19 protein-coding genes are annotated in these 23,240 nt (G+C 62.0%); 15 read left to right on the top strand and 4 right to left on the bottom strand.

Annotated features, from left to right (window positions below; genetic code table 11):
• Positions 1–34 precede the first annotated feature (34 nt).
• Genes BKP54_RS00830 through BKP54_RS00810 form a run of 5 tightly spaced genes read left to right on the top strand, consistent with a single transcriptional unit; the run spans position 35 to position 6,186 of the window.
• The gene (locus BKP54_RS00830) at positions 35–673 is read left to right on the top strand and encodes a DUF2291 family protein (RefSeq protein ID WP_057220061.1); all 639 of its coding nucleotides are present in this window, start codon (positions 35–37) and stop codon (positions 671–673) included.
• 2 nt (positions 674–675) lie between these two features.
• Positions 676–2,220 carry a sugar ABC transporter ATP-binding protein gene (locus BKP54_RS00825; RefSeq protein WP_128090340.1) on the top strand — a complete coding sequence of 515 codons (1,545 nt, stop codon included), beginning with the start codon at positions 676–678 and terminating at the stop codon, positions 2,218–2,220.
• Entirely contained in the window at positions 2,220–3,287 is a 1,068-nt protein-coding gene (locus BKP54_RS00820) for an ABC transporter permease (RefSeq protein WP_025430261.1), read from the top strand. The genes BKP54_RS00825 and BKP54_RS00820 overlap by 1 nt, the downstream gene beginning before the upstream one ends.
• Positions 3,288–3,289: 2 nt before the next feature.
• The gene (locus tag BKP54_RS00815; RefSeq protein WP_057220058.1) at positions 3,290–4,324 is read left to right on the top strand and encodes a Gfo/Idh/MocA family oxidoreductase; all 1,035 of its coding nucleotides are present in this window, start codon (positions 3,290–3,292) and stop codon (positions 4,322–4,324) included.
• Complete coding sequence (locus BKP54_RS00810; protein ID WP_084814012.1) at positions 4,321–6,186, top strand: hypothetical protein; 1,866 nt, start codon at positions 4,321–4,323, stop codon at positions 6,184–6,186. The genes BKP54_RS00815 and BKP54_RS00810 overlap by 4 nt, the downstream gene beginning before the upstream one ends.
• 24 nt (positions 6,187–6,210) lie before the next feature.
• Here the strand turns inward: BKP54_RS00810 and BKP54_RS00805 are convergent, their stop codons facing one another.
• Positions 6,211–6,927 carry a transcriptional regulator NanR gene (locus tag BKP54_RS00805; protein ID WP_057220057.1) on the bottom strand — a complete coding sequence of 239 codons (717 nt, stop codon included), beginning with the start codon at positions 6,925–6,927 and terminating at the stop codon, positions 6,211–6,213.
• Between the two features lie 150 nt (positions 6,928–7,077).
• Here BKP54_RS00805 and oiaX point away from each other — a divergent pair, with 150 nt between their 5' ends.
• Complete coding sequence (gene oiaX, locus BKP54_RS00800) at positions 7,078–8,334, top strand: 3-oxo-isoapionate-4-phosphate decarboxylase OiaX (RefSeq protein WP_057216965.1); 1,257 nt, start codon at positions 7,078–7,080, stop codon at positions 8,332–8,334.
• 3 nt (positions 8,335–8,337) lie between these two features.
• On the top strand, positions 8,338–9,639 hold the full coding sequence (locus BKP54_RS00795; protein WP_057216967.1) for a four-carbon acid sugar kinase family protein: 1,302 nt from the start codon (positions 8,338–8,340) through the stop codon (positions 9,637–9,639).
• Between the two features lie 299 nt (positions 9,640–9,938).
• Here BKP54_RS00795 and BKP54_RS00790 read toward each other — a convergent pair whose 3' ends face one another.
• The 3 genes from BKP54_RS00790 to BKP54_RS00780 form a co-directional block, all read right to left on the bottom strand.
• Entirely contained in the window at positions 9,939–11,384 is a 1,446-nt protein-coding gene (locus tag BKP54_RS00790; protein ID WP_057220056.1) for a sulfatase-like hydrolase/transferase, read from the bottom strand.
• A 139-nt stretch (positions 11,385–11,523) separates the two neighbouring features.
• Positions 11,524–12,582: a LacI family DNA-binding transcriptional regulator gene (locus tag BKP54_RS00785; protein ID WP_057220055.1), complete on the bottom strand. Its 1,059-nt coding sequence runs from the start codon at positions 12,580–12,582 to the stop codon at positions 11,524–11,526.
• A 64-nt stretch (positions 12,583–12,646) separates the two neighbouring features.
• Positions 12,647–13,837, bottom strand: a complete 1,191-nt coding sequence (locus tag BKP54_RS00780) for a glycoside hydrolase family 88 protein (RefSeq protein ID WP_057207188.1) — start codon at positions 13,835–13,837, stop codon at positions 12,647–12,649.
• A 237-nt stretch (positions 13,838–14,074) separates the two neighbouring features.
• Between BKP54_RS00780 and BKP54_RS00775 the strand changes: the two genes are divergently transcribed.
• From BKP54_RS00775 to kduD, 8 genes are all read left to right on the top strand, one after another.
• Positions 14,075–14,917, top strand: coding sequence for a sugar ABC transporter permease (locus BKP54_RS00775; RefSeq protein ID WP_225906239.1), 843 nt, complete (start codon positions 14,075–14,077; stop codon positions 14,915–14,917).
• A 37-nt stretch (positions 14,918–14,954) separates the two neighbouring features.
• A complete protein-coding gene (locus BKP54_RS00770) occupies positions 14,955–15,803 on the top strand; it encodes a carbohydrate ABC transporter permease (RefSeq protein ID WP_051509368.1) in 849 nt (282 codons plus the stop codon).
• A 47-nt stretch (positions 15,804–15,850) separates the two neighbouring features.
• Positions 15,851–16,933 carry a sn-glycerol-3-phosphate ABC transporter ATP-binding protein UgpC gene (gene ugpC / locus BKP54_RS00765; RefSeq protein ID WP_084814010.1) on the top strand — a complete coding sequence of 361 codons (1,083 nt, stop codon included), beginning with the start codon at positions 15,851–15,853 and terminating at the stop codon, positions 16,931–16,933.
• Positions 16,934–16,967: 34 nt separating this feature from the next.
• On the top strand, positions 16,968–18,254 hold the full coding sequence (locus tag BKP54_RS00760) for a sugar ABC transporter substrate-binding protein (RefSeq protein WP_057207190.1): 1,287 nt from the start codon (positions 16,968–16,970) through the stop codon (positions 18,252–18,254).
• Between the two features lie 111 nt (positions 18,255–18,365).
• Positions 18,366–19,652, top strand: a complete 1,287-nt coding sequence (locus BKP54_RS00755) for an ABC transporter substrate-binding protein (protein ID WP_084814009.1) — start codon at positions 18,366–18,368, stop codon at positions 19,650–19,652.
• Between the two features lie 59 nt (positions 19,653–19,711).
• Positions 19,712–21,526: a DUF2264 domain-containing protein gene (locus BKP54_RS00750; protein ID WP_348626712.1), complete on the top strand. Its 1,815-nt coding sequence runs from the start codon at positions 19,712–19,714 to the stop codon at positions 21,524–21,526.
• A gap of 107 nt (positions 21,527–21,633) precedes the next feature.
• Positions 21,634–22,473, top strand: coding sequence for a 5-dehydro-4-deoxy-D-glucuronate isomerase (gene kduI / locus BKP54_RS00745; RefSeq protein ID WP_084814008.1), 840 nt, complete (start codon positions 21,634–21,636; stop codon positions 22,471–22,473).
• Positions 22,470–23,234 (top strand): 2-dehydro-3-deoxy-D-gluconate 5-dehydrogenase KduD, encoded by a 765-nt coding sequence (gene kduD, locus BKP54_RS00740; RefSeq protein WP_084814007.1) that lies wholly within the window; start codon positions 22,470–22,472, stop codon positions 23,232–23,234. The genes kduI and kduD overlap by 4 nt, the downstream gene beginning before the upstream one ends.
• Positions 23,235–23,240 lie beyond the last annotated feature (6 nt).

The raw sequence follows: 23,240 nt of genomic DNA, 5'->3' as shown, positions 1-23,240 counted from the left end.
GCCTCGCGTTTGCTGTTTATGACGGAGAATGGGAATGCTGAGGTTTCAGGCTGCCTGTACACTCATGCTTGCCGGCGCGCTTGCGCTTAGCGGCTGCAAATTCGTCAAGACCGAGGACGAACAGAAGCAAGCGGCGGCAGGCGCCTTCAATCCCGACAGGCTGGTCGCCGACATTTGGGACGCGAAGGTCGTACCCTATCTCGTCGAGCGTGCAGGCGCGTTCAAGGATGTCACCGCTCTTGCCGCAAACAATCTGGACGCGGCGGCGGAAAAATACGGCCACAAGGAAAAGCAGGGCAACGCGCCATGGACCTTTGCCGCCAAGGTCGACGGCGTGATCGTCGCTGAGGAGACGAAATCACGCGCGGCCTACGTTGATGTGGACGTGGACGGCGACACGAAGGCGGACGTGCGCGTCTCGATCGGCCCGGCCATCCGCGGCACGGCGTTGCGCGACAGCCTGAAATTCGTGAACTTCAACGAGTTCAAGAACCAGATCGAATGGGCGCAGTACGGAAAGGCCTTCAACACCCACGTGAACCGCGCCTTGCTTGAAAAGCTTTCGCGCGAGGGGCTCACCGGCAAGACGCTCAAAGCGACCGGCGCCTATCCGTTGCCGGCCAAGGGTCAGTTGCCGCAATTCGTGCCTGCCACCATCACCGTGGGAGGTTGACGATGGCCAATCTCGACGACGGCGACGTCATTCTCGAACTGAAGGACATCACCAAGGCCTATTCCGGTATCGTGGCGCTGAAGAAGGCGGACCTGAAGCTTCGCCGCGGTGCCGTGAATGTGCTCGTCGGCGAAAATGGTGCCGGCAAGTCGACGATGATGCGCATCATCGCCGGCGTGGAGCGCCCGACGCTCGGCGAGATCTGGATGGATGGCGAACGCATCCACCTGAACAGTCCCGCCGACGCGGTGCGCCACGGCATCGGTATCGTCTTCCAGGAACTGAACCTCTTCGGCAATCTCTCGGTTGCCGAGAACATCTTTGCCACCCGCGAGATCACACGTGGCCCCCGCGGCATCGACCACAAGGCGCAGGTGGAAAAAGCCAACGAATTCCTCAATCGCCTGGAAGCAGGCATCTCCGCCGAAACGCTTGCAGAAGACCTGCCGATCGGCCAGCAACAGCTCGTCGAGATCGCTCGCGCCGTATCGCTCGACACCCGCATCCTTATCATGGACGAGCCCACCTCGGCGCTCAGCGCCGCCGAAGTCGACGTACTCTTCCGCGTGATTGCGGACCTGAAAGCGCGCGGTGTTGCGATCGTCTACATCTCGCACCGGCTGGAAGAGCTGATGCGCATCGGCGACTACATCACGGTGCTGAAGGACGGCGAGATCACTGGCCATGCCATGGTCAAGGACATCGATACGCGCTGGATCGTGCGCTCGATGATCGGATCGGATGCCAAGGATTTTGCCAAGCAGGTCGAGCACGAGCCGGGCGAAGAGGTCTTTCGCACCGAAAACATCTGCCTGCCGCGCGCGCAGGGCGGCTATGCCGTTGACCATGTGTCGATCGGCGTTCGCAAGGGCGAGATCCTGGGGATCTACGGTCTCATGGGCGCTGGGCGCTCCGAGCTTTTCGAATGCATCATGGGCCGCCACGAGCACTATACGGGGAAAATCTTCGTCGAGGGCGAGGAGCTGAAGGGGCGTGACACGACCCGCCGCATCCGCGAGGGCCTGGCGCTGATCCCGGAAGACCGCCAACGCGAGGGCCTCGTGCAGTCCATGTCGATTGCTGACAACCTTTCCATGGCAAGCCTCGGCCAGTTCCTGAAGGGTGGCTTCCACATCGATCTCAAGCTTGAGAAGAAGGCGATCCTGGACGCGATCCGCAATCTTTCGATCAAGGCGAAGAACCCGGACTTCGACGTCACCTCGATGTCGGGCGGCAATCAGCAGAAGGTCGTCATCGGCAAGGCGCTGATGACCGGGCCGAAAGTGCTGCTGATGGACGAGCCGAGCCGCGGCATCGATGTCGGCGCCAAGGCGGACGTTTTCCGCACCATGCGGCGCCTGGCGGGCGAGGGGCTCGCCATCCTGTTCTCCACCTCCGACCTGGAAGAGGTCATGGCCCTTTCCGATCGCATCGCGGTGATGAGCAACGGCCGCCTGGTTACGGTGGTCGACCGCAAGGATGCCACTGAGGAGATGGTCATCTCGGCCTCCGCAGAGGGACATAAAACCAAAAGGATGCATGCGTGATGACGACAGCAACGCAAACTGCCGCCGCTGGCAACAGCCTCTCCACTGGGGCGGCCCTGCTCACGCTCATGAAGCTGAGGACGTTCATCGCGCTCTTCGCGGTGATCATCTTCTTCTCGATCTTCGCGCCGAATTTTCTGTCGACCGCGAACATGATCCTGATGTCGAAGCACGCGACGCAGAACGCCTTTCTCGCCATCGGCATGACCTTTGTCATCATCACCGGTGGCATCGACCTGTCCGTCGGCTCGATCGTCGGGCTCTGCGGCATGATTGCGGGCGGGTTGATCATGTACGGCGTGGCGCTGCCGCTCGGCTACACGGTCTATTTCAATATCGTCGAGGTCGCGATCATCGTGATGGCAGTCGGCATCCTCATCGGTGCGGTCAACGGTCTGCTGATCACACGGCTGAACGTTGCGCCCTTCATTGCGACGCTCGGCACACTCTATGTCGCACGCGGCATGGCGCTGCTCTATTCCGATGGCCAGACCCTGCCCAATCTCAACGGGCGGGAAGACCTCGGCAACCAGGGCTTCAGCTATCTCGGCTCCGGCTCGATCCTCGGCCTTCCGGTCTCCGTCTGGATCCTCATCGTCGTGGCGTTGGGTGCGGCCTACTTCGCCCGCTTCGTGCCGCTCGGCCGGCACATCTTCGCCGTCGGCGGCAATGAGCGCGCCTCCCGCATGTCGGGCATCCGTGTCAACCGCGTCAAGATGTTCGTCTACATGTTCTCCGGTTTCTGCGCGGCGATCGTCGGCCTCGTCATCTCCTCGGAACTGATGGCCTCGCATCCCGCGACCGGCACCAATCTCGAGCTCAACGCTATTGCAGCGGCAGTTCTCGGTGGTACATCCATGTCCGGTGGGCGCGGCACGATCGGTGGAACGATCATCGGCGCCTTCGTGATCGGCATTCTGTCGGACGGGTTGGTGATGATGGGCGTGAGTTCGTTCTGGCAGATGGTGATCAAGGGCCTGGTGATCATTGTCGCCGTGGTGGTGGACCAGGCACAGCGCCGCCTGCAGCAGCGCGTGGCCCTGATGCAGATGGCAAAGGCAGGCTGAGCATGGCCAAGATCAAGGGCGCGCTGATCGGCTGCGGTTTCTTCGCCGTCAACCAGATGCATGGCTGGCAGGATATTGCCAATGTGGAGATCGTGGCGATCTGCGACCGCGATCCGGAGCGGTTGCGTATCGTCGGCGACCAGTTCGGCGTCGCGCGGCGCTACCAGTCGGCAGAGGCGACGTTTGCCGATGGCGGCTTCGATTTCGTCGATATCGCCACGACGGTCGGCAGCCATCGGGCACTGGTGGAGCTTGCCGCCAGCCATAAGGTGCCAGCGATCTGCCAGAAGCCGTTCGCGCCGACCCTTGAGGATGCCAAGGCCATGGTGGTTGCTGCCGACGGGGCTGGCATTCCGCTGATGATCCATGAGAACTTCCGCTGGCAAACGCCGATCCTCGCAGTGAAGGCGGTTTTGGACCGTGGCACGATCGGCACGCCCTTCTGGGGCCGCATCTCCTTCCGTTCCGGCTTCGATGTCTTTTCAGGCCAACCCTATCTCGCCAAGGGCAAGCGCTTCATCATCGAGGACCTCGGCATCCATTCGCTCGACATCGCCCGTTTTCTCTTCGGTGATGCGCACCGAATGACTGCCCGCACGGCGCGCATCAATCCTGACATTGCCGGTGAGGATGTGGCGACCATGCTGCTCGGCCACGACAACGGCATCACCTCGATCGTCGATGTCAGCTATGCGAGCAAGCTACCGGAAGAACCGTTCCCGCAGACCTTCGTCGAGATCGACGGCAGCACGGGCACGCTCCGTCTCGGCAAGGACTACAAGCTCACCGTCCATGGGCCAGAGGGCACGACGGAAAGCCTCGTCGCGCCGAAGCTGCTCCCCTGGGCCTCGCGGCCATGGCACAACATTCAGGAGAGCGTGGCGCTGATCCAGAAGCACTGGGTCGAGCGGCTGGCCGCGCGGCAGGAACCGGACACCTCCGGCCGCGACAATCTGCAAACCTTCGCCCTTGTCGAAGCCGCCTATCTTAGCGCCAGGCGCGGCGAGACCGTTTCGCTTGTGGATCTGCTGGGATGAACAAAGACGCGCTGCTGCTCTACGGGACCCGGGAGCGTGAGCCCGAAAGCCGCACGCTCATCGCCGGCGATTTGAGCGTGGCGCTTCAGGACGGTAATCTTCGCAGCCTTCGGTTCCGCGGCTATGAGGTGTTGCGCGCGATCGCCTTCCTGGTGCGCGACGGGGATTGGGGCACCTGCAATGCCATGATCAGTGCCCTTGCCGTCGAAGAGAAAGAACAGGGTTTCTCCGTCACTTACAGCGCCCGCTTCACCGCGCCTTCGGGCGCCAATCTCGATTGCGCGGTCGCGATTTCCGGATCCGAGCGGACGGTGAGCTTTTCCGCAGACTGCATCAGCGACGCTGACTTCGAGACGGCCCGTGCCGGCTTCGCCGTGCTGCACCCGGTCGTCGGCGTCGCGGGCCAGCCAGTGGAAGTCCGGCATGGCGATGGCAGTATCGAGCAGGCGCATTGGCCGGAGCAGATTGAGCCCTGGCAACCTTTCAAGGATATCGCGGCGATCACGCATCGCGTTGCGCCGGGCATCGAGGCAACAACGCAGTTCGGTGGCGACGTCTTCGAGATGGAGGACCAGCGCAACTGGACCGACGGATCCTATAAGACCTATGTGCGGCCACTGGCGCTACCCTGGCCCTACCGCGTGCCGAAGGGCGAAGCGTTCGGCCAGCGGATTACCGTAGGCATCCGGGCGGAAGAGGGCGCGGCATTCGCGGTGGCGTCGGATCTGGTCACGCTTGTGCTGGCGCCGACGGCACTTCGCTTTCCGGAGCTCGGCGTCGGCTTGCGGCCGGAATGCTTCGCCGACGAACTCGCCTCGCTTGCCGTCCTCAAAACGATCGACGCGCGCCATCTGATCGCCCATTTCGATCCTGGCGCCGGACATGGGATCGCAGCGCTGGAAGGATACGCGGATATCGCTGAGCGGTCCGGCCTCAAGGTGACACTGGAACTTGCCCTGCCATGCAAGCGCCCGCTTGACGAGGAAATGGCCGAACTCGCCACGTTCATCGAAAAGGCTGGTCTGGCGCTCGATACGCTGTTCGTTTGCCCGTCAGTGGACCGTCAGTCAACGCCGCCCGGCAGTCAGTGGCCGCAGTGCCCGCCGCTCGCGGATGTCTATGCCGCGGCGCGGGCAGCCTTTCCCGGCGTTCGGCTCGGCGGCGGCATGATGAGCTATTTCACCGAGCTCAATCGCAAGCACGTGCCCGGTGATCGGATAGACTATGTCAGCCATTGCACCAACCCGATCGTGCATGCGGCTGATGACCTTTCCGTCATGCAGACCTTCGAGGCCCTTTGCGATGTCGTGCGTTCCACGCGGGCAATCTATGGCGACAAGCCCTATCGCATCGGCCCTTCCACCATCGCCATGCGCCAGAATCCCTATGGCAATGCCACGAAGGACAATCCGGCCGGCGGCCGCATCCCGATGGCCAGTGTCGACCCTCGGCACAATGGACGTTTCGGCGCCGCCTGGGCGCTGGCCTATGCCGCAACCGTGGCCTCTGCAGGACTGGAAGTCCTGACGCTTTCGACGCTTGCAGGCCCTTTCGGGCTTGTCGCCGGTGAGGGGGAGACGACCGCGAAAGGCGAGTTGCGGCCGCTTGCACATGTGCTGGCGCGTCTCGGGGCACTCGCAGGCGAAGAGGTTGTCGCGGTCGAGACCTCACGGCCGGATGCGGTGCTGGGGCTGGCGTCCCGGGAGCGGTTGCTTCTGGCAAACATAACGCCTGCGCCGCAGACAGTGTTGCTCACTGCTACGCCGCGAAAGGTCGTGGAAATTGCGAGCGGTGAGAAAGTCCTGGCGTCAGGACAGCACGTCACTCTACCAGCCTATGGCTGCGTCGAGATCTTCATCTGAGCGTTATACCAACCTACGTTGATACTACTTCTGGCTCTTGAGGGCATAGAGTGCGCGGGAGCGCTCCAGGTGTTTTACCATCGCCTGTTCGGCAAAATCGGCGTCACCCTTTTCGATCGCGCGGATGATTTCCGCGTGTTCTGCAAGTGTGAAGTCCTCGCGGCCCGTCCATATGAGCATTTCCGTATGGTAGGACTTCAGCCATCCCAGCATCGCGCCGCTGACGGCCGCAAAGATCGGGTTGCCCGAAATCCGGGCGATCGCGTGGTGGAATTCCATGTCGGCATCGATGAAGGCATCCGCATCGCCGAGACTCTGTTTCTGCTTTTCGAGCAGCCCGCGCAGTTCGGCGATCTGTGCCGGGCTTACCTTGGCTGCCGCCTCGCGGACCATGCCGCGCTCGAAGAAGATGCGGGCGCTCTTGAGGTGTTCCAGCGAGTCCGAAGAGCCGGAAAGCATCAGCTTTGCCGGCAGATCGACCTGCCGGAAGATGGATTCCGCGGTTATGCGCAAAACTTTGGCGCGCTCGCCTTGGGAAATCTCGACGAGGCCCTTGCCGGCGAGCGCCTGCATCGCTTCGCGGATGGCCGGGCGCCCGACGCCGTAGCGTTCCATCAGTTCGCGTTCGGACGGCATGTCGTCGCCGGCCTTCAGCTCGCCGGTCTCGATCATGAGCTTCAGTCGCGAAAACACTTCATCGGAGAGTTTCTTGCGGACGATCGGTTCGGAAACAACGTTCATGAGTCACCTGGTTTCGACAGGTTTGATTATGCATCAAGTTCCCATGCTGCAACAGGTTTCGCCGCAGCCGGCTTGCAATAACATAAATACTCATTATACCAGTTTGTAGCCGTTAACAAGCGTGCCGCACGGGATGCGGGAGGAGAGAACGTGATCCGTCTGACCTATCGGATAGAGACGCCCGGATCTGTAGAAGCGATGGCGTCGAAGATCGCCAGCGACCAGTCGACAGGCACCTTCGTGGCGTTGCCGGGGGAGACGGAAGAGCTGAAGGCGCGCGTGGCGGCGCGCGTCGTCGCCGTCCGTCCGCTGCCGCCCACGCACCAGGCCTCCTTCTCTGACGAAGCGGGTGGCGCCAAACAGTTCAACCGTGCGGATGTCGACATCGACTTCCCGATGGACGCGGTGGGCACGGATCTCTCCGCGCTGATGACCATCGCCATCGGCGGCGTGTTTTCCATCAAAGGGCTCACAGGTATCCGTATCGTCGATATGAAGCTGCCGCGGGAATTTGCGGCGGCCCATCTCGGGCCGCAGTTCGGCGTGGCGGGAAGCTTCGCGTTGACCGGTGTGAAGCATCGCCCGATCATCGGCACCATCGTCAAGCCGGCGCTCGGCCTCAGGCCGCATGAAACAGCTGATATGGTCGGCGAGTTGATCGAGGCGGGCGTCGATTTCATCAAGGACGACGAGAAGCTGATGAGCCCGGCCTATTCGCCGCTGAAGGATCGTGTCGCGGCGATCATGCCGAAAATCCTCGCCCACGAGCAGAAGACCGGCAAGAAGGTCATGTACGCCTTCGGCATCAGTCACGCCGACCCCGACGAGATGATGCGCAACCACGATATGGTCCTTGAGGCCGGCGGCAATTGCGCCGTGGTCAACATCAATTCGATCGGTTTTGGTGGTCTCGCCTTCCTGCGCAAGCGCTCTAGCCTCGTGCTGCATGCCCACCGCAATGGTTGGGATATCCTCACGCGCCATGCCGGCCTCGGCTTCGAGTTTTCCGTCTGGCAGCAGTTCTGGCGCCTGCTCGGCATCGACCAATTCCAGATCAACGGCATCCGCGTGAAATACTGGGAGCCGGACGAAAGTTTCGTACAATCCTACAAGGCCATCAGCACGCCGTTGTTTTCGGAAGACGACAGGGCGCTGCCGGTGGTCTGCTCGGGCCAGTGGGGCGGGCAGGCGCCCGATACGATCGCGGCGACCGGTGGATCGACAGCGCTTCTCTACCTCTGCGGCGGCGGCATCGTCAGCCATCCGGGCGGGCCGGGAGCGGGCGTGAAGGCGGTCAAGCAGGCATGGGAGGCGGCGGTCGCGGGCGTGCCGCTGGACGCTTACGCGCAGGATCATCCGGAACTCGCGCAATCCATCGAGAAATTTGCCGATGGCAAGGCGGCCTGAGCCATGACACGACCGCTGATCAGCTATTATGGCGACGACTTCACCGGCTCAACCGACGTCATGGAGGCGCTCGCCTCGAACGGTGTCGAAACGGTGCTTTTCCTGAAAGTGCCGGACGCGGACCTGTTGTCGCGCTTCGACGGCGCGCGCGCCTTCGGCCTTGCCGGCACGAGCCGCAGCGAAACGCCTGAGTGGATGGACGTGCACCTTCGCGAAGCCTTCGGCTGGCTGAAGACGCTCGACGCCGAACTCTGCCACTATAAGGTCTGCTCGACCTTCGATTCCGCGCCGCATGTCGGCAATATCGGCCGGGCGATCGAGATCGGCCGCACGGTCTTCGGCGAAGCGACCGTGCCACTCATCGTCGGCGCGCCCCAGATCCGCCGATATACGGCCTTCGGAGAGCTCTTCGCCGCCTATCAAGGCCGCAACTACCGCATCGATCGTCATCCGGTCATGTCGCGCCATCCGGTCACGCCGATGGACGAGTCCAATCTGCTGATGCATCTCGCGCGCCAGACAAAGCTCTCTTCGGCACTCATCGATAATGTCGCGCTGCTGGGCCGGTCGGCGCTTGAAGACGCCGACATCCTGCTCATCGACGTGCTCGACGCGTTGACCCAGGCCGCCGCCGGTGCCTTGGTCTGGAACGCGCTGCATCCCAGAAGCGGCTTCATTTGCGGATCCTCCGGTGTCGAATATGCCTTGATCCCCGCATGGCGGAACGAGGGTCTGATCGGCGACAAACCTGTCTTTGCCGAGGCCGGTCCGGTGGATCGCATCGCGGTCGTGTCCGGCAGCGTTTCTCCCACCACGGAGCGGCAAATTCGCCATGCGCTCGCAAACGGTTTTGGCGGCGTCACGCTTGATCCTCTTGCACTTTCCGGCGACGAGGCCGGAGCTGCAATTGCCGTGGCGATCGAAGCCGGCCTCAAGGTGCTGGAAGGCGGCGACAGTGTCGTGCTTTACACGGCGCTTGGTCCATCTGCCGATCGGGGCGGCGAACTCGATTCATCGACAGGCGCTCGTCATCGCCTCGGCCGCGCGCTCGGCCAAATTCAGTCGGCGCTTGTCCAGCGCGCCGGGATCTCGCGCGCCGTGGTGGCCGGCGGCGATACGTCAAGCCACGCGCTCGGTCAGATGGGCATTTTGGCACTGACGCTAAAGATGCCCCTGCCGCAGACGCCGGGCTCGCCGCTTTGCATCGCTCATGGCGGTGCGGTGGATGGCTTGCAGATCGCGCTGAAGGGCGGGCAGGTTGGCGGCGACGACTATTTTTCCATGATCAGAGCGGGCAAAGTATAACTCGGGCGGTGAGCGGCACACCAACGTTAGGCTGGAAATAAAGAGATAGAGCGTTTCCGCGCCTCCGTTTAACGCAGACGTGCGACTGGGCCACCCGGGCGAGCTGCCGGATCATTCTTCGAAATGCTCATATTCGAAGGTCGACCTTCAGCCAGCGGACAGCGCCGGCATGATCTCCAAGATGAGATCGGGTGCGCTTGATCGGCGAAGATGTCGGTAAACCTCAGAGCGACGACTTGTTCGCTGTGGCGGCCTCGAAGCTGTCCACCAGTAGCCGTAGGGCGGGTAATGACCGGAGCTTAAGGGAAGGCCAAGGCTTTCCTGCGCAGTATGAACTGCTGGAGCGCATCAGGGCCAAGCGCGATGTGGTCTCCTGTTAGCCGCATGTGCTCGGTCAGTTTGGAAAACAAGTATGCGGCCAGATCTTCGCGCTCCACGACCAGGTTGGTCGTTTCCTGCGGGTCGCTTGCCAGCGCGTAAAGCTCAAAGAAGACCTCGTCCTTGAAGATGTCGACGATGAGCTTGTGCGATTGGTGGATGATACACCGCGAGAAGTTGCCCAGGGCGCCATTGCCGTCGAACTGAACAAAGATATCCTTATGCTCGCAAGGCGTCCCGGCGTTGATCGACGGCATCAGGGAGCGGCCGGGAAGGTCTTTGGGTTTCTCGACGTTCACGATGTCGCAAATCGTTGGCAAGACGTCGATGTGACTGACCGCTTGGTCGCAGACCCCGATGCCGGCCATGGGCGCCGGCATCTTGAACAGGAGAGGTGTGCGGATCGCCTCCTCGTACATGCACATCTTCTGCCAGAGGCGATGCGAGCCGAGCATCTCGCCATGATCGCTCGTAAACACGATCAGTGTTTCGTCGTAAATGCCTTCAGCCTTCAGCTTGGAAACGATCGCTCCGATGCAATGGTCGAGAAGAGCCACCAGCCCGGCATAGACGCGCCAAATCTCTTTCCAATCGTCGCGGCTGTAACGGGTGCCGAGGAAGCCGGGTAGATTGTAGAGCTGCAGCGGACTTTGGCCGGAGAACCATTGGCCGACATTGTCAGGCGGCTCGACCTCTCGCGCCAACGAATACCACGGCTCGGGCACATCGAAGGGGGGATGCGGCGCCAGGAACATGGCGCTCAGGAAAAGTGGCCGCGATCTGTCGCGGTTCTCGATGGCGCCGAGCGACGATTGCAGGATATAGCCGTCGAAGAAGCTGTCGAACCCCGGCTCATAGCAGCCGGTCGCCGGCGTCGAATAGTCTCCGACCGAGGTAACGGTGCCTGAAGTCAGTTCCGGAACGATGCCGCGGAAGCGTTGGCCTCCAGGTGGACGGTGCCCCCTCGCATCGAGAAACGCGCCGTAATTCTCTTCAAGTGCATGCCACCTGACCGCCGTGCCTTCGCGCATCTCGAGCGGTGGCTGGTACATCAGATGCTGCTTTCCCGCGTGCCATCCGTCCCAATCGGCAGACAGCAGTCCGTACAGGTTGGCGAAGTCGTCACCTATGAAGCCATGCTGTTTGTCCACCTCGACCCAGGGGTTGATCAGACAACCGGTCGAATTGGGATATCGCCCGGTGAAAAACGCGCCGCGCGAGGGAACACAGAGCGGGGAAGCGCAATAGGCGTTCGGGAAAAGGCAACTGTCGGCCAGAAGCGCCTGCAGATGCGGCATGTAGGATGTGCCGATGAAATCGTAGCGAAGCTGGTCGGCCATGATGACGACGACGTTCGGTTTCTTCATGGATTATCCTCGCTAAGCCAAGGAAAAAAGGCAGCGCAATGCGTTCGCCGTGGCAGCCCGGTCAGTCAGACATCGGCGGTGGCATGCCGTCTGCAAGGGGTGAGCAGGCGTCGGTGAAGGCCTGTAGGTTTCGTCGTCGTCAGCGGGCGGGACGTTCCCTGGGCGGACCGACGGTCGCCCTTTCGATCAGTTTGACGCCCATGTTGACGCGCGTGATGCTTTCTTCGGCGTTGGCTATTCGCTTCATCAGGAGTTGAACGCCGATCCGGCCGAGCTCGATGCGATCGATGCTGATCGTCGTCAGCGGCGGCCGGCTGTGCATGGCAATCGCTACGTCGTCGAGCCCGATGATCGAATAGTCGTCGGGCACCGAAAGCCCCTGGCTCTGAAGCGCCTGCATGACGCCGAGCGCCACCACGTCCATGCTGCAGAAAAGCGCCGTTGCCTTGTCCAGCCTGCCGCTCTCGAGCGCTTGGCGCGTGGCCAATTGCGCCTGGGTTTCCAGGAAACCCATCTTGCCGAGATCAATGAGGTGCTTGTCCGGATCGAAGACAATTCCAGCTTCCTCCAGCGCCAGGCGAAATCCTTCAAGGCGACGCTGCATGGACAGTCGCCGTGGCAGCGTCACATGCATGATGTCTCGGTGCCCGGCCTCCAGCAGGCGGCGCGTCGCTAGCCAGCCCGCCGACCAGTTGTCGGGCAGAACACTGTCCATGCGCATCGAACGATCCATGCCGTTTATCAGAACGGTCGGCACACCACTTGCGGCGAGCCGGTCGATCGCGGCCCGGTCGTCCAGGCCGACCGCGATGACTGTGCTCGGCTCCGCGCCACGCAGGTATTCGTCGATCTCCGCGGTGTTCTGTTTGGTGTCGAGCGTCAGCAGCTGCACGTCGACTTTCAGCGAATGCGCCGCTGCCTCGTCCAGTGCGCCGCGGATCACATCCTCGTAGAACTGCGACCCGGAGTAGTACTCGGCCGGCACGATCAACGCGGTGCTTCCGATGCCAGCCTTGTGAAGCGATCGGGCGTTGCGCCCGAGGTAGCCGAGTTCTTCGGCAAGAGCCAAAATCTTCTTGCGGCTCTCACCGCTGACGCCGCCGCGATTGTTCAGCACCTTCGACACGGATGCGACCGAAACGCCGGCTGCATCGGCGATGTCGCGCAGTGTCAGTGTGGCGAGTTGATCATCGGTCATTGGAAACCCACTCCATCAGATTCCTGCGCTTTTTGGGAGTCGCAGCGACTGGCATTTTGTCTGCTTACCAGAAGAATTGTGTATGCCCGAGCGACCGCATCAAGGCCTCCATGAAATAGTAGTCTCCATAGGGAAGCATGGTGTCGGAATAGCCTGATCCGACATGGGCCGCGCCATGGGCGAGAAGGCCGAGTGCCGTTGGATCTTCGGTCAGGTCGCAGGTGTCGAGCAAGCCAGCGATCAAGCGGTCGGCAAACCCGCGCCAGGCTTGAGCCTCGTCGACGTCGCACTGGTCGGCGAGCATGTAGATGCCGGCTGCCATGATGGCGCCGGCCGAACTGTCGCGCGGCGCGTTCTTCGGGTTGGGGACGTCATAGTCCCACACGGGCACGAGGTCGCTGCCCATCAGCTGCTCGGCCTTGGCGGCGAGCCTGCGGGCCGCATCCAGATAGGTCCTGTTGCCGGTGACGCGCGCGCATTGCGCAAAACCGTGGATCAGCCAGGCCTGGCCGCGTGACCAGCATGATCCGTCGGCATGGCCCTGGTGGGTTTCTCCGCGCAGTGCCTCGCCGGTGCTCGGGTCGAACAGGAAGGTGTGGAAGCTGGTATCGTCGTCGCGCACCAGATGTTTCAATGTGGTGTCGGCATGGCCGTCGGCGGCCTCGCGAAAGTCGGCGCGTCCGGTTTCGCCGTAGGCCCAGTAGAGGAGGGCGAGGTTCTGCATCGTATCGGCGATGATCCGCCCGTTGGCGAAATCTGCGCGCATGGAGCCATGCGCCGGTTGCGCGTTCCACGCCTGAAGATAGCGCCCCTCCGGTCGGTACCGGCCGAGCAGCAGATTGGCGGCTTCAAGAGCGAGCGCGCGCGGCTCCTTCTCGCCGGTCATCAGCCATTCGGCGACGCAGCTGAGCGAGAACTGGAAGCCAAGATCATGGTCCTGAGCGCGGCGATGCGCCAGAATGCCCCGAAAGATCGAGCGGCGGGCGCGCGCTGCGTTCAGGAATGTCGGATCTCCTGTTAGCTGCGAGGCAAGCCATAATTGGCCGGCATGAAAGCTCACGACCCAGTCGTAGGGGCTGCAATAGGCCCAGCTATTGTCGCTCAAGCCGATCTTCGGGTTGCGAATGCCGATGATCGGCATGGTCGTGCGCAATTTTTCGATGCTGCGTACGAGCGCTGCCTGGTGGCGATCAACATGAGAGGTGGCGGCTGCCGGCACGGAGGCTGCAAAGTAGCTACTGGTTTCGATTTTCATGTGAGTGCTCCTGAGTGTGGAAATCTTTTTGCTCATTACGCAATTTTCGTCAATAGCGAAACTTTCGCTTGACGAAGAATGTTTTCGGTTTCATTCTTATGTCTAGTCTGGGCGTCCTTCGTGACGTCCACGGCGCCGATAAGGGAGGGTGAGGGAATGTCCATTACGGACGCATCGAATGCAGGGCCGCCTCTGAGCGTGCGACTGCGCAGCCAGTTGGGCGGCTACGGCTTCCTGATGCCCTGGCTGCTGGGGTTTGTCGTGCTGACCTTGGGACCGGCCGTTTCGTCGTTCTATCTCTCGCTCACCGACTTCGGCCTGATGGGGCCGGCCAACTGGGTCGGCGCCGAGAACTATGTGCGGATTGCCAGCGACGACCCCCGTTTCTGGACGGCGATGCGGGTGACTTTCACATTCGTTCTCCTGTCGGTTCCGCTCAAGCTGATGTTCGCGTTGGCGATCGCCGTGGCGCTGAACAAGGGGCTGCGCGGCCTGACGGTCTTTCGGGCGATCTTCTATCTTCCGTCGCTGGTCGGCGGCAGCGTTGCGATCGCGGTGCTCTGGCGGCAGGTGTTTGCCGGCGACGGGGTGCTGAACCAGGTTCTGGCGGCGCTTTTCGGCTACGAAGGCCCGAGCTGGATCTCGAACCCGTCCACGTCGCTCTACACCCTGGTTCTGCTCGCGGCCTGGCAGTTCGGCTCGTCGATGATCATCTTTCTCGCCGGTCTGCGCCAGATCCCGCAGGATATGTATGAGGCTGCCAGCATCGACGGGGCAAGCCGCTCCCGCCAGTTCTTCAAGATCACGCTGCCGCTTTTGACGCCGGTGATCTTTTTCAATGCGGTGATCCTGACGATCGACGCGTTCAAGGCTTTCACCTCGGCTTTCGTCGTCAGCGACGGCAGCGGTGGTCCGATCGATACGACGCTGTTCTACACGCTCTACCTCTACCAGGAAGCCTTCACCAACTTCCGTTTCGGATACGCATCAGCCCTTGCCTGGGTGCTGGTGGTCATCATCGCCATTTTCACGACGCTGTCCTTCATGTCGGCCAAATATTGGGTGCACTACGATGACTGATACCGTCTACGCGTCGAACGTCGTCGAGGCAGCTGCCATGCCCGACGGAGCCAAATCCTCGCCGCTGAAGCGGGCGTTGGTCTACGCGCTCCTGACCGCCGTGAGCTTCATCATGCTCTATCCGTTGCTGTGGATGGTCTCGAGCTCCTTCAAGCCAGAAAACGAGATCTTCGCGACGACATCGCTAATACCGCAGGAGTTTACGCTCGATGCCTACCGACGCGGTTGGAATGGCCTGAGCGTCAGCTTCGGCCACCTGTTCCTCAACTCGCTGCTGATCTCGGTCCTGGTCGTCATCGGCAACCTGATATCGTGCTCGATGGCCGCCTATGCCTTCACGCGGCTGCAGTTCAAGGGACGCGGGTTCTGGTTCGCGCTCATGCTCGGAACCCTGATGATGCCGCAGCATGCGGTGCTGATCCCGCAATATCTGATGTTTCTCAAGTTCGGCTGGGTCAACACGATCATGCCGCTTGTCGTGCCGAAGTTCTTCGCCATCGATGCCTTCTTCATCTTCCTGATGGTTCAGTTCTTCCGCGGCATCCCGCGCGAACTCGACGAGGCGGCCATCATGGACGGCGCCGGGCCGTTGCGCATCTTCCTCAAGGTGATCCTGCCGCTTTCGACGCCTGTCCTGGCGACCGCCGCAGTCTTCTCCTTCATCTGGACCTGGGACGATTTCTTCGCGCCGCTGATCTATCTGAACGACATCGAGAAATACACGGCCCAGCTTGGTCTTCGAACCTTCGTCGATGCCACGGCGCAATCGGATTGGGGCGCTCTGCTTGCGATGTCGACTTTGACCGTATTGCCGATCTTCGTCCTCTTCCTCCTGTTCCAGCGGCTGCTGATCGAAGGCATCGCGACGACGGGCATGAAGCGGTAGTGCCGCGAACAAAAACCACAGAACAAGCAATAGGAAAGGGGAGCCCCATGACGACGCTCGCTTTGAAGCAAGTCCAGAAGCGCTACGGTGCCGTCGAGGTCATCCGCGGCGTCGACCTCCAGATCGGCAGCGGCGAGTTCGTCGTTTTCGTCGGCCCGTCGGGGTGCGGCAAGTCAACGCTCTTGCGCATGATTGCCGGGCTGGAGCCCATCTCCGGCGGCGAGCTGGCGATTGGCGGCGCCAGGATGAATGAGAAGGCAGCCTCCGAGCGCGGCATCGCCATGGTCTTTCAGTCCTACGCCCTCTATCCGCATATGAGCGTCTACAAGAACATGTCGTTTGGTCTTGAAACCATGCGCATGCCAAAGCCCGAGATCGACCAGCGGGTGCGCAAGGCCGCCGAAATCCTGCAGATCACGCAGCTGCTCGAACGCAAGCCAAAGCAGCTGTCGGGCGGCCAGCGTCAACGAGTGGCCATCGGCCGCGCCATCGTGCGCGATCCGAAAATCTTCCTGTTCGACGAACCCCTGTCCAACTTGGATGCCGAGCTTCGCGTGCAGACCCGTGTCGAGATTGCAAAGCTCCACGCCGACATCGGCGCCACGATGATCTATGTCACCCATGACCAGGTCGAAGCCATGACGCTCGCTGACCGGATCGTCGTGCTGCGCGCCGGCCGGATCGAGCAGCAGGGAACGCCGCTCGAAATCTACAACAGGCCGGTCAACCGCTTTGTCGCCGGCTTCATCGGTTCGCCCAAGATGAATTTCCTGGATGTATCCGTGGTGGGGCGCCGCGACGACGGTGTTGTCATCGGTCTTGCCGGTGCCGATGTCGCGGTGCCGCTGGTCGAGAGAGCCGAGATCGGGGCGACCCTCAGTCTTGGCGTTCGCCCGGAGCATATCAGGGCCAACGGCGCGGGCGGCATCCATCTGGGGACATTGACGATCACCCATATCGAGCATCTCGGCGGCCAGACCATCGTCTATGGGCGTATGCCCGACAAGCAGGCGCTCATCGTCGCCATGGAAGGCCAGACACTGCTTGGCACGGGCGAAACGCTGAGCGTCAGCATCGCGCCGGAACATTGCCATCTCTTCGACGCCGAAGGGCGCAGGCTTGCCGACTAGGCTCAGGCAAAAACGGAACCAAAGGGAGGAATTCATGATCAATCGACGCGAACTTCTACGCAACGGCCTGCTGCTCGGCGGAGCGGCTGCATTTTCGCAGCTTCCGCTGCGGACCGCATTTGCCGACAGCGCCACGATGCGGCTCTACTGGTGGGGCACGCCTGCGCGCGCCGAGCGCACCCTTGGCGTCGCCCGGCTGTTTGAAGCCGCCAATCCGGATGTCAAGATCAACGGCGAAGTCGGCGGCAACGACTATTGGTCGAAACTGACGACGATGCTTGTTGGCGGCAATGCCCCTGATATTTTCCAGCTCGAGCCTGGCCGATTTGCCGACTATGCGCGCCGTAACACCACGCTTCCGCTCAACGATTTCCTCGGCAAGTCCATTCGCACCGACAAGCTCGCGCCGGGTGTGCTGGAGCTTGGAACCGTTGACGGCAAGGTGGCGGGCATGCCGCTGTCGCTCAACGCGTTCGCATTGTTCTATGACACGGAAGCCTTCAAGCAGGCCGGGCTCAATCCGCCGGGGGCCGCGACCACGTGGGACGAGTTCGCCAAACTTTGTGTCGAACTGACCAAGGCGATCGACCGCAAGAACGTTTGGGCGGTCGGCAACGCATCACGTTACACCTATGCCTTTGATGCATTCTTGAACCAGCGCGGCAAGCGATTGTACGGCGAGGACGGCAAGATCGGTTTCGATGTCAACGATGCCAAAGACTGGTATGGCTACTGGGAGAGCCTCGCCAAGAACGGCGGCTGCGTGTCGGCCGAAGTTCAGTCGATGGACCAGATCCAGGTCGATTCAAACCCGCTGGCAACCGGCAAGGCCGCTATGGCCATCGCGTTTTCGAACCAGCTTCTCGGCTACCAGTCGGCGATGAAGAACCCGCTAGGGATCACCACCTTGCCGGTGACGGATCCATCAGGACCGTCCGGCCTGTTCTACCGGCCGGGTCTGCATTTCGGCATTGCAAGCACCTGCGAAAATCCGGAACTTGCTGCCCGGTTCATTGACTTCTTCGTCAACGATATGGCTGCCGGCAAGGTTCTCGGCGTCGAGCGCGGCGTTCCCGTCAACACCGACGTCAAGGGCGCGGTCGTTCCGCTGATCGACGACGTGTCGAAACGGACGGTCGACTACATCTCGTCGATTGCCGGCCGGGTCGGCGCCTATCCTCCGCCAGTGCCGGTCGGCGCCTCCGAATTCGACACACGCGCCTTCCGGCCGCTGGCAGACAAGGTGGCCTTTGGCCAAGTGACGCCCGCAGAAGCGGCTGATCAGTTGGTTGCGGAAGGCGGCCGAATTCTCAAGGGCTGATCGTCTCGCGACGATAGTGGCCGCTTCGCTTGTCGAAATCGCCTATGCGCCCAAGTGCGCCGCCGAAGGAGGTCGGCGGCGCACAGAAATCGAAGCTTTCGGGAGAGGACCATGCTTGGCAGACGCGAATTTTTGCAATTGGGGTTGTTGTTCGGGGGCGCGGCAACGTTTTTGCAATCGCCGTTGCGCTCGGCACTGGCGGATAGCGCAACGATGCGCCTCTTCTGGTTCGGTTCTCCCGCACGCGCCGAGCGCACGCTTGGTGTTGCCAGGTTGTTCGAGGCCGCAAATCCCGGCGTGAAGATCAATGGCGAGGTTGGCGGCAACGACTATTGGTCGAAGCTGACGACGATGCTGGCCGGCGGCAATGCGCCCGATATTTTCCAGCTCGCGCCAAGCCGCTTTGCCGACTACGCCCGCCGCAACACCCTGCTTCCGCTCGGCGATTACCTGGGAAGCGTAATCCGTACCGACAAGTTGATGCCCGGCGTCCTCGATCTCGGGGCGGTCGACGGCAAGGTCGTCGGCATGCCCCTGTCGTTGAATGCGTTTGCTCTGCTTTACGACAGTGTCGCCTTCGACGAGGCCGCCATTGCGCCGCCCGGACCGACGACGACCTGGGACGATTTTGCCAGGCTCTGCATCGACATCACCAAGGCGATCGGCCGGAAGAATGTCTGGGCGGTCGGCAACGGCGCGCGCTACAGCTATGCCTTTGAGGCGTTTCTCGTTCAGCGCGGCAAGCGACTGTACGGCGAAGATGGCCGGATCGGCTTCGATGCCACCGATGCCAGCGACTGGTACGGCTATTGGGAAAGTCTGGCGAAGAACGGCGGCTGCGTGTCGGCCGAGGTCCAGGCAATGGACAAGCTTCAGATCGATTCCAATCCGCTTTCAACCGGTCACGCGGTGATGGCGATCGCCTTTTCCAACCAGTTGCTCGGCTATCAGGCGCTCGCTAAGAACAGGCTGGGGATCACCTCGCTACCGATCGCCGACGCGGCGGGACCTTCCGGCCTGTTCTACAAGGCGAGCCTGCATTTCGGGATTGCCAGCACCTCGAGGCAGCCGGAGCTTGCAGCCCGGTTCCTCGATTTCTTCATCAACGACCTCGCGGCCGGCAAAATTCTCGGCGTGGAACGCGGCGTGCCGATCAACCTTGATGTCAGGGAGGCGGTGACGCCTCTTGTCGACGATGTCTCGAAACGATCGGTGGACTACATTTCCTCGATAGCGGGACGGGTGGGCGCCTTTCCGCCCCAGGTTCCGATCGGGGCCTCCGAGCTGGAGGAACGCGTGTTCCGACCGATCGCCGACCAGGTTGCCTTCGGCCAGCTGACGGTCGCTGCAGCCGGCGAGGAGCTGGTCGCGCAGGCAAACCGCATCCTCAGGAGCTGACGTTTCCAACGGCTCGCCCTGGGCCCTGCACCATAAGCCTCCCAAGACAGGAATGGCCAATGACAGATGGCATATACCCCGACAGCCTGTTCCATCCGTGGTCGGGCAATGAACTGCGCACGCGGGCCGATGTCGAGCGCGCGCTGAAATCGCTCTGCGACCCGGCCGAATCCTACCGGTCGGCCGGTGGCGCGCGGTTGCGGTTCGACGCGACCGCTGCGCATTTCGATCAGGCGGCAGCCGATCTCGAGGGCTTCTCGCGGTTGTTGTGGGGGCTGGTGCCGGCGCAGGTCGGCGGTGCCGACTGGATCGACTGGAAGCCGATCGCACGCGGTCTTGCGTGTGGCACGGATCCGCACCATCCGGAATATTGGGGGCAGCCGACGGATCGCAACCAGCGCCTCGTCGAGCTCGCGGCAATCGGCATTGCGTTGCGTCTCGTGCCGGACAAACTCTGGGCTCCTCTTGAGCCAGATGAGCGCGAGAACGTCGTCGCCTATCTCAAGTCAGGGCATGCCTGCCGGTTTTCTGAGAACAACTGGAAGTTCTTCCGGCTGCTCATCAGCCTGGGGCTGGATTCCGTCGGCGCCGATCACGATCGGGACTTGGACCAGGCCTATATCGACGAAATCGAGACTTTCTATTTCGGTGATGGCTGGTACAGCGATGGCGACGCGCGCCGTGCCGACCACTACATCCCCTTCGCCTTTCACTTCTATGGGCTCATTCTTGCCGTGCTCGACGGCCGCGCCTACACGCAGCCCTATCGCGAGCGTGCGCGTCTCGCCGCCGGCGATATGACGCGTTGGTTTGCCGATGATGGCGCCGCATTGGCGTTTGGCCGGTCGATGACCTATCGCTTTGCCATCGCCGGTTTCTTCGGCGCTCTGGCATTTGCCGGCGAGGAGGCGCTGCCTTGGGGGCAACTGAAGGGCTTCTATCTGCGCAATCTGCGCTGGTGGGCCAAGCAGCCGATGGCGTCGAGAGACGGCATCCTGCCGGTTGGTTACGCTTACCCGAACCTTCTGATGTGCGAGACCTACAACTCACCGCAGTCGCCCTATTGGGCCTTGAAGGCGTTTCTGCCGCTGGCCTTACCGGAGCAACACCCCTTCTGGAGCGCTGAAGAGGCGGATTGCCCACCGCGCGCCGACGTCGCCGTGCACGTGCACACGGGCATGATCATCAGGAACCCTCCTGGTGATGCCATCGCGCTTTGCGGTGGCCAGCAAACGGGTCCGCAAAACACCTGGGCACGGTTCGGTGCCGAGAAATACAGCAAGTTCGTCTATTCCGCCCGCTACGGTTTCAGCGTGGAAAGTGACCCCAACCGTTTCGCCGACGCTGTCCTGGACGGCATGATCGGATTCAGCAGCGACGGTCTCCAGTTCCATGTCCGCCAGGCCAACGAGCAAGTGCTGATCGCCGATGACGTCCTCTACGCGCGCTGGCGGCCCAATGGCGACATCCTGGTCGAAACCTGGCTCTACTGTCATGGCGATTTCCATGTCCGCACCCATCGCGTCTGGGCCGAGCGAGCGGTCCTAACCAAGGAAGGCGGCTTTGCGATCGCCCGAAGCGATCGGCTTGCCGATGCACTGGAAGGTGAAGCTGGCAACGCTGTTGTTGCAACTCCGCACGACCTGTCGGCGATCGTCGATCTCGGCTCGTCGGTCATCCGTGCCGGCAAAGCGCATATCGCCCAGCCGAACACCAACCTGATTGCCGGAAGGACGCTGGTGCCGCAGTTGACGGCCGAACTCCCCCCCCGGAAAGAGCACGCTTTTTGCAGCCGTCCTGGCGAGCGCCGATCCGGCCGCCGGGCGCAGCACGCTGACGCGCTTGCCGCCGGCCCCCGACCTGCCAGCGCTTGAAGCCCTGATCAAGGCAAAGGGCCGGCCGGTCACCCTTATGAGCAGAAATACGAGTGCCTGACCGGCGGTTGACGCCGGCCCATTTTGCAAGTCGAGGACAAGAACTGATGGATATTCGCCAAGCTATACATTTCGAACAGGCCGAGACGCTCGACACCGAGGGGCTGCGGCGCCATTTCCTCATCAAGGATCTCTTCGTTGCCGGCGAGATCCGCGCCACATACAGCCACTATGACCGCCTGGTTCTGCTCGGCATCCGGCCGGAAGCTGCACCGCTCGCCTTCAGCGCCGAGCTCGCGAAATCCGCTGGCGTTGCCGATTTTCTCGAGCGGCGGGAACTGGCCGTCGTGAACCTTGGCGGCGGCGCGGCGAGAATATCTGTCGATGCCGTGGATCATGTCATTGCGCCTTTTGAGGCGCTCTACATCGGCAAGGGTGCGAAAGGCGTGTCCTTTGCCGCCGTGGACGAGGCATCGCCTCCAAAACTCTATGGCGTCTCGGCGCCCGCGCATGCCAGCCACCCCACCCGCAAGATCCCCCAGGATGAAGCGTCTCCCCAGGCGCTCGGGACGAGCGAGGCCGCCAACAAGCGCACCATCTACAAATATGTCCATGATGGCCTGTTGCCGACCTGCCAGCTCATGCTCGGCATCACGCGGTTCGAGCCGGGGAGCGTCTGGAACACCATGCCTGCGCACCTTCACGATCGGCGCATGGAAGCCTACCTCTATTTCGACATGCCGGAAGATCGTATGGTCGTCCATCTCATGGGGCGGCCCGAGGCGACGCGTCACCTGATCGTTCGCAACGAGCAGGCGGTCATTTCGCCCCCGTGGTCGATCCACAGTGGCAGCGGCACGGGCTCCTATGCCTTCGTGTGGGCAATGGCAGGCGATAACCAGTCCTTCGCCGACATGGATTTTGTGGCAATGGAGACCCTGCGATGACCGAGATTGGGGATCTGTTCAGTCTTTCCGGCAAGTGGGCGCTGGTCACAGGCGCCCGGGGAGGGCTGGGGCAGGCGACGGCACTCGCGCTTGCGAAGGCAGGGGCCGACATCGTGGGCCTCGGGTCGACGCCGATGCCGGAAACCAGAGAGTTGATCGAAGCTGTCGGACGCCGATTCCTCGGCATCCAGGCGGATCTTTCGCAACCCAACGATTTTCGCTCTCTCGTCGGCGAGATCGACGAGCAAACCGGGCCAATCGATATCCTGGTCAACAATGCCGGAACGATCAGGCGTGCCGATCTGCTCGACTACTCCGAGGCTGATTGGGACGTGGTGACGAACGTCAACGAGAAGAGCCTGTTCTTCCTCAGCCAGGCCGTTGCGCGCGGCATGGTTTCGCGTCGCTTCGGCCGCATCATCAACATCGCATCGCTGCTCTCCTTCCAGGGGGGCATCCGGGTTCCGGCCTATACCGCCTCCAAGCATGCGGTGGCGGGGCTGACGAAGCTGATGGCAAACGAGTTGGCTGCATCCGGTGTCACCGTCAACGCGATCGCGCCCGGCTATATGGAAACTGACAACACCGCGGCCCTGCGAGCGGATCCGGAGCGACAGAGGCAAATCCTCGAACGTATTCCCGTCGGGCGATGGGGCGTTCCTGAAGATCTGGCGACCGCGGTCCTGTTTCTGGCAAGCCCGCATGCATCCTATGTGACTGGAGCTATCATTCCGGTGGATGGAGGATGGCTCGCGCGGTGATGGCAC

Source organism: Ensifer sp. 1H6, from assembly GCF_001976035.1.
In the GTDB taxonomy this organism is placed as follows: domain Bacteria; phylum Pseudomonadota; class Alphaproteobacteria; order Rhizobiales; family Rhizobiaceae; genus Ensifer; species Ensifer canadensis.
This window is presented reverse-complemented; position numbering and strand designations above follow the sequence as displayed.